The 6,844-nt window shown below is 39.9% G+C and carries 5 protein-coding genes and 1 pseudogene; 5 read left to right on the forward strand and 1 reads right to left on the reverse strand.

What is annotated here, in order from left to right:
- Positions 1–162: 162 nt before the first annotated feature.
- The 5 genes from SKA34_RS06670 (at position 163) to SKA34_RS06690 (ending at position 6,158) form a co-directional block, all read left to right on the forward strand.
- The gene (locus SKA34_RS06670; protein WP_006644729.1) at positions 163–1,101 is read left to right on the forward strand and encodes a LysR family transcriptional regulator; all 939 of its coding nucleotides are present in this window, start codon (positions 163–165) and stop codon (positions 1,099–1,101) included.
- A gap of 106 nt (positions 1,102–1,207) precedes the next feature.
- On the forward strand, positions 1,208–1,588 hold the full coding sequence (locus SKA34_RS06675; protein WP_006644730.1) for an STAS/SEC14 domain-containing protein: 381 nt from the start codon (positions 1,208–1,210) through the stop codon (positions 1,586–1,588).
- Between the two features lie 189 nt (positions 1,589–1,777).
- A complete protein-coding gene (locus SKA34_RS06680; protein ID WP_232284235.1) occupies positions 1,778–2,536 on the forward strand; it encodes an outer membrane beta-barrel protein in 759 nt (252 codons plus the stop codon).
- A 156-nt stretch (positions 2,537–2,692) separates the two neighbouring features.
- Positions 2,693–3,571, forward strand: a complete 879-nt coding sequence (locus SKA34_RS06685) for a 6-carboxytetrahydropterin synthase (RefSeq protein WP_006644732.1) — start codon at positions 2,693–2,695, stop codon at positions 3,569–3,571.
- A 211-nt stretch (positions 3,572–3,782) separates the two neighbouring features.
- Positions 3,783–6,158, forward strand: a complete 2,376-nt coding sequence (locus tag SKA34_RS06690; protein ID WP_006644733.1) for a Lon protease family protein — start codon at positions 3,783–3,785, stop codon at positions 6,156–6,158.
- Positions 6,159–6,266: 108 nt separating this feature from the next.
- Here the strand turns inward: SKA34_RS06690 and SKA34_RS06695 are convergent.
- Positions 6,267–6,844, reverse strand: a pseudogene (locus SKA34_RS06695) (sodium:proline symporter); the annotation flags it as partial.

The following is a 6,844-nucleotide window of genomic DNA, read 5'->3' on the forward strand; positions in this document are numbered from 1 at the left end:
AATGAGGCTGTATTATAATTGTTTCAATAAGAATGATAATTACACCTTAATGGAAATTACTTTTACTGAATGGTAATAATTGTGGTTAATAACAGGAATTATAACGGTATAGATAGGTTCTGCAGTAAACTGTTAAGGACTTAAAATAGGTAGGTAATTGCAGTGCTTCAAGATCGCGCCGGACGAATGACAATATTTCACACTCTTGTAAAAAGTGGCAATTTCACTAATGCTGCGCATAAACTCGGGGTATCAACATCGCATGTGAGTAAACAGCTAGGTTTATTAGAAACAGAGTTGCAGGTGAAGTTAGTGCAGCGAACGACACGCAGCTTTACTTTGACTGATGAAGGTATCGAATATGCAAAATATTGTGAGCAGTTAGTCTCTGCGGTATTAGATGCTGATGCGATGATGGCAAATATTCGTGATGAGGTATCAGGTACTTTACGCTTAGGCTTATCTCAATCTTTTGGCACTATGCATATTATTCCTGCAATAGAACATCTTCGCCGACAATTTCCTGATCTTCATGTTGAAGTCAGTTTATTTGATCATCGTGCAAATATGGTCGATGAAGGGCTGGATTTATGGATCACCAATTTCGAAAATATTCCTGAAGGTTATGTAGCTCAACGATTAGCTGATACGCGTTTTATTGTTGCGGCATCTCCTGAATACCTTATTCATCATTCTGTGCCTACTCACCCCAGTGATTTGCAAAATCACAACTGTCTAGTTTATCAAAATAGGCAGGTAAACCATGGCACATGGTCATTTTTACGCGATCAAGAAGGCTTATGTGTCACGGTATCAGGAAATTATCGAGTTGATTTAGCTGAAGCGGTTCGTGATGCATGTGTATCAGGTTGGGGGATTGCATATCTTGCAACGTATCTTTTAACTGATGAATTTAAAACAGGAAAGCTGATTCAATTACTTAATGACTGGGAAGCCAATCAGGATATGCACTTTTATGTGGTGTACCCAAGCCGTAAACATTTGCCTAAAAAGATCGTCTCTGCAATTAGTTTTTTTAAGCAATATATTGGTGAAACACCGTATTGGGATGAAAATCTCTCTAATTATGTCAACCTGTAAGCATGCAGAGTAATCTTGCACCATTGCCACTACCGTAAAATTGTCTCTGTTATAAAGTCTTATCAAAATAACAATAACGTTAAATACTGATCGAGGAGATAATGAAATGACAAAGTCTCATGGCATTAAAATCGAAATTGATAACAACGGTGATGAGTTTTTCGTTGAATTAAAAGCAACAGGTAAATTAACCCATCAAGATTACCAGCTTATTACGCCTGAAATTGATGATGCGTTAGCCGATGTCGATAAACCTATTGTTGATGTGTATTTTGACGGTACTCAGTGCGATGGTTGGGATATACATGCGGCTTGGGATGATCTAAAGCTAGGCTTAAAGCACGGTAAGAAATTTCGTAAAGTAGCGTTATATGGCAATAAACATTGGCAAGAAGTTGGCGCAAAAGTAGGGAATTGGTTCTTATCCGGTGAAGTGCGTTATTTTGATAACTCAATCGATGCATTAAATTGGTTGAAAGAAGAATAATTTCAGTAAAATACTGTAAGTGGTGCGTAGAATATTGCCACCACTTATTACAGTGTTAATTTCATAACAATATCGAGTTTTGTTTTCGTTTCAGTATATAATCATACCACTATTGGAATAATTATAAGTTTTAGCCCTTCGTAGGCTTAACGCTTAAATACAATGAAACAGGATGAAACAGATCGGTTTATGAATAAGACATTGCTTGCGAGCGTATTACTTAGTGCTCTTTTTTCTTCAACAACTTTTGCCGCAGAAGAATTATCAACAGAAAATTCAGCTTATACACCGAGTGAGCCACTAGTTTTAGAACCTGTGGTTGCGACACCTGAAAATGGCTTATCGCCAATTGAAGATGAAGTGCCAAAATTTGATGACACAATGCATTACTTTGTGGGGTTAACAGGTGGAATGGCTGATATGAGCTTTTCTCTTGTTCACACTGATAAAGATAAAAATGCAATTTCACCCTCTTCACCTGACGCGAGCGGTTTTGCTGGTGCTGATATTGGTTTTTATACCGCTGGTGGTAATGGACGGATTTACTACAGCTATCAGAAAATGAGTGGTGAATCTGAGTTTGAGAATAAAAAGATCGCCGATACTGACGTCACTCTTCATTTATTAAGCGCTGATTATATCTTCCTAGCAGACAAAGCTATCAACCCATTTGTGGGTGCGCATGTGGGTTACATGATTGCTGAAACAACCAGCCAACAATATGGTTCTTATAAACAATCGAACCCTGTGCTTGGTGTTCAAGCGGGTGTTGCTTGGCGAATTTCCGACCATTTCACGACAGAAATTGGTGCCCGTCACACCGCGAGCCAACGTAAAGATCAAACTGATTGGGCTGGTGCAAAAAAAGAGGATATCGTAAATCCAAATACTCAATCTGATCTAAAGAGTATTACGACGTTCTACATCTCAGCGAACTATCGTTTTTAGATCTTCTTAATAACGAATACTAATGAGAGCAGCGATGATAATCATCGCTGCTTTTTTATATCTAGTGTTTACTGATTTTGCTTGTTTACTCATTGCGTCAGCAGCGTATAATGCACTCCCCTAGAAACGACAACCATTATCAATAAGGACTTCACTTTGAAGCTATTTGTCAGAGATCTCACTGTAATTGATGCGTCATACCTATGTACCGATCGCGGTATGGTTGGCGAAAGTTGGATTCTTGATGTGGTGATGTCGGGCGAGTTAAATGAAATGAGTATGGTGCTTGATTTCAGTCGTGTTAAGAAACAGATCAAACAATTAGTTGATCAATATGTCGATCACCGTTTAATTGTGCCTGCTAAATCTCCAGCAATTCACACTGCCGCGACTAAAACGGGCTATGCGACAGTCGATCTTCTGCGAGAAGACAAAAATATTCACTTACATTGTCCAGAGGAAGCATTCTGCTTTATTGATGCAGAGACAGTGACGATTGAAAGTGTGACTGAGCATGTTTATCACGTACTTAAAGATAATCTACCTGAGAATGTGCAAGGTCTGGAAGTAGTACTTCGCCATGAAGTAATTCAAGGTGCTTTTTATCATTACAGCCACGGTTTAAAAAAACATGATGGTAACTGTCAACGCATTGCACACGGTCATCGTTCTCCGATTGAGCTTATTGTTAACGGAGAGCGCAATGCTGAACTAGAAAAGCAATGGGCGAAGCGTTGGCAAGATATTTACTTAGGCTCAGAAGAAGATGTATGTAGTGTCACTAAGCTGAATTTAAGTGAGTGTGCCAAATCGGTATCGGACGAAACTCATTATGGTTTCCGTTACACAGCACCACAAGGTGAGTTTGAACTTGCAATTGCTCGTTCGGAAACGGAAATGTTAGCCACTGACACCACTGTTGAATTACTTGCCAGTTATATTGCTGAAAAGGTTAAACCAAGTTTATCTGCTGATGATTGTCTTGATGTTGTTGCCTACGAAGGGGTAGGTAAAGGAGCAATGGCAACGTTGTAATTGCGTTACATTTCGCAATATAAAAGCCTAACTAGCTGAGTCTTACTATATTAAAAGTGATACTAGCAATGTTAGGCTTTTTTTGTGCCTAAATTTTCAGCGCTAAACATTAAAAAATGAGACTAACGCCACTTTTTGTAGCTTAACTCTCTAAAAAATCGATATTTTATGAGTAGACTGAAGGTAGACGTCGTAACGAGAGGGATCGATTATGTCAGTTAAACCTCTAACCAGTGACAAGCTGTATCGCGTATCAGCGCTAAACGAATTGAGTGATGAGTGTAAGTCAACCAAACACCTTACACCATTAGATGAGATAGTAGGACAAGAGCGAGCACAACAAGCGGTTGAGTTTGCGATGTCGATTAAGGAAAAAGGTTACAATATCTATGCGATAGGTCGTAATGGATTAGGTAAACGCACCATGGTAATGCGTTACTTAAATCGTCACGATCCTAATGGCAACGCCAATACATTGTATGACTGGTGTTATGTCTCAAATTTTGATGATACCCGTTGCCCTAAGGTGCTTAAGCTACCTGCAGGTGAAGGTAGTGCATTTAAAAAAGATATTGAACAGCTCATGAAGCGCTTAGTGAAAGCATTTCCAATGGCATTTGATAATGAGCTTTATATTAGTCGAGCTGAAAAGTTAAAAACACAATTAGCGCAGAAACAAGAAAATGCGTTAATGACAATGAAAAAAGGCGCAGAAGAACGAGGTGTTGGCTTAACCATTACTACCCAAGGTGATTATCAACTTGTGGCTATGAATGGTGAAGAGCCACATACTGAAGACTCTTTCGCTGAATTAAGTGGTAAAGAGCAACAAACGTTTGAAGATACGATCAATGATCTTGAAGTTGAGCTGCGTGGTATTGTTCGTCAGTTAACGGAATGGGAAGAAAAGTACTCGGATAAGCAGCAAAAGCTTGATGAGGATATTGCCAAAGATGTGACGGCGCATTGCATTAAAGATTTGAAAGCGAAATACAGTAAACTGCCTGAGATTAAAGCTTACTTATCAGCAATGTATAACGACATTCTAGAAAATATTGATATTTTCTTAGAAGAAAGTGAAGAGCAAGTCGCATTAGCTTATGCATCGTTAGACAAGAAAATGCCACGTCGCTACCAAATCAATGTACTTGTTCATCAAGATGTTGATCGTAAGTTTCCTGTTGAGGTTGAAGAGAGTCCAAACTACCACTCTATTTTTGGTTATGTTGAAAATGCGACCTTCAAAGGAACCGTCTTTACGGATTTCTCTTTGATCCGTGCTGGTAGTTTACATCGCGCTAATGGTGGCGTGTTAATGATGGATGCGGTAAAAGTTTTAGAGCGCCCTTATGTTTGGGATGGTTTAAAACGTGCACTGCGTGCGCAAAAGTTGAATTTAAGTTCGCTTGAACGTGAAGTGACGTTGTCTGGCACCATTTCATTAGAACCAGAGCCGATCCCATTAAATGTAAAATTGATTTTGTTTGGTGATTATCAAACCTATCAATTACTACAACATTACGATCCAGAGTTTAAAGAGCTATTTCGTGTCACGGCAGATTTTGAAGATGATATGCCGCGAACAGATACTTCTGAAGAGCAATATGCTCGCTTTATTGCCAGTATCGTTCATGATGGCGATATGCTCCATTGTGATCGGAAAGCGATTGCAAGGATCATTGAATACAGCTCTCGCCAAGCGGATGATCAGCATAAGCTGTCATTACATTCTGCTGATATTGCGAATTTACTGCGCGAGACTAATTACGTTGCGAAATCATCTAACGCAACCATGATCCGCAGTAGCCATGTTGAGCAAGCATTACAAAATCAAGAGCAGCGTGTGAGTCGCTTAAAAGATCATGTGATGCAAAGCTTTGTTACAGGTACTACTCTTATTGATGTTGATCATCAAGCCATCGGGCAGGTCAATGCATTATCTGTGATAGCAACGTCTGATTATCGATTTGGGGCACCTAGCCGAATAACCGCAACTACAGCGTACGGTAGCGGTGAAGTTTTTGATATTGAACGTAGTGCAGAACTGGGCGGAAGTATTCACTCGAAAGGCGTGATGATCCTCTCGGCATATCTAGCATCCGTATTTGGTAAAACAGCGAAGATCCCATTAACAACACATCTTACCTTTGAGCAATCTTACGGTGGTGTGGATGGGGACAGTGCATCAATGGCTGAAGTGTGTGCGATTGTTTCGGCTTTTTCTGGTTTACCGTTACGTCAAGATGTCGCCATTACAGGTTCGATGAACCAATTTGGTGAAGCACAGCCGATTGGCGGGGTGAATGAGAAAATTGAAGGTTTCTTTGATGTGTGTGCGATCAAAGGAAGAACCGCTAATCAAGGTGTGATCATTCCACAATCTAACGTGCATAACTTAATGTTACGCAAAGATATTGTAGAAGCAGTAGAAAAGGGTGAATTCTATATTTGGGCGATAGACCATGTCTCTAAAGCTATTGAGATCTTCACAGGTAAGCAAACGGGGACTGATGCAGAGCAAGGCATATATCCAAATGATACTGTCTTTGGTATTGCGCAAACTAAATTGAATGCATTAAGACGATAATTACCTTATCTCTTGTTGCCATTTATAAACGTTTAATAAAAAGCCGCATATTATTACTCTGTTGAGATGAATATATGCGGCTTTTTTATCACGAAAAATCACGTTTGATTATTTCAGCGGTTCCAATTTGAGTTTTTCACAGTGCTCATTCACTTCATCGAAATGACGTAGTGTTTTTTCACTCGGTTGTTCGCCTTTAAGGCTGACAATAACCAGTGCTGCTGATGACAAAATAAAGGCTGGTATGATTTCATATACGCTAAATAAGGTTGAGTTCGGCCAAGCGGCGTGTGCTGAAATCCAAGCAATAACGACTCCTGCACCAACCACCATACACGCGATAGCACCGTGGGCACTACAACGACGCCAAAATAGCGAGAATAATACAACAGGCCCAAATGCAGCACCCATGCCAGCCCAAGCGTGTCCAACAATAGATAAAATAGTGCTTTGTGGGTTACTAGCAAAAATCATAGCCACTAACGATACGGCAACGACAGATAAACGTCCAAGGATAACTTGCGATTTTTCGCTGAGTTTGATGTTGAAAAAGTGAGTGATGTCTTCCGTTATCGCACTCGATGATGCTAATAATTGAGCAGCAACAGAACTCATTACAGCTGACAATACTGCCGCAATAAGAATTGCAGCGATCCATGTTGGGAATAAGCCTTTGGCAAGCTCTA

The organism is Photobacterium sp. SKA34 (assembly GCF_000153325.1).
Lineage (GTDB): Bacteria > Pseudomonadota > Gammaproteobacteria > Enterobacterales > Vibrionaceae > Photobacterium.

What these genes read in the sequence shown, in the direction of transcription:
- SKA34_RS06675 (WP_006644730.1), top strand. Translation starts at nt 1,208, where the DNA reads ATGACAAAGTCTCATGGCATTAAAATCGAAATTGATAACAACGGTGAT.
- SKA34_RS06680 (WP_232284235.1), top strand. Translation starts at nt 1,778, where the DNA reads ATGAATAAGACATTGCTTGCGAGCGTATTACTTAGTGCTCTTTTTTCT.
- SKA34_RS06690 (WP_006644733.1), top strand. Translation starts at nt 3,783, where the DNA reads ATGTCAGTTAAACCTCTAACCAGTGACAAGCTGTATCGCGTATCAGCG.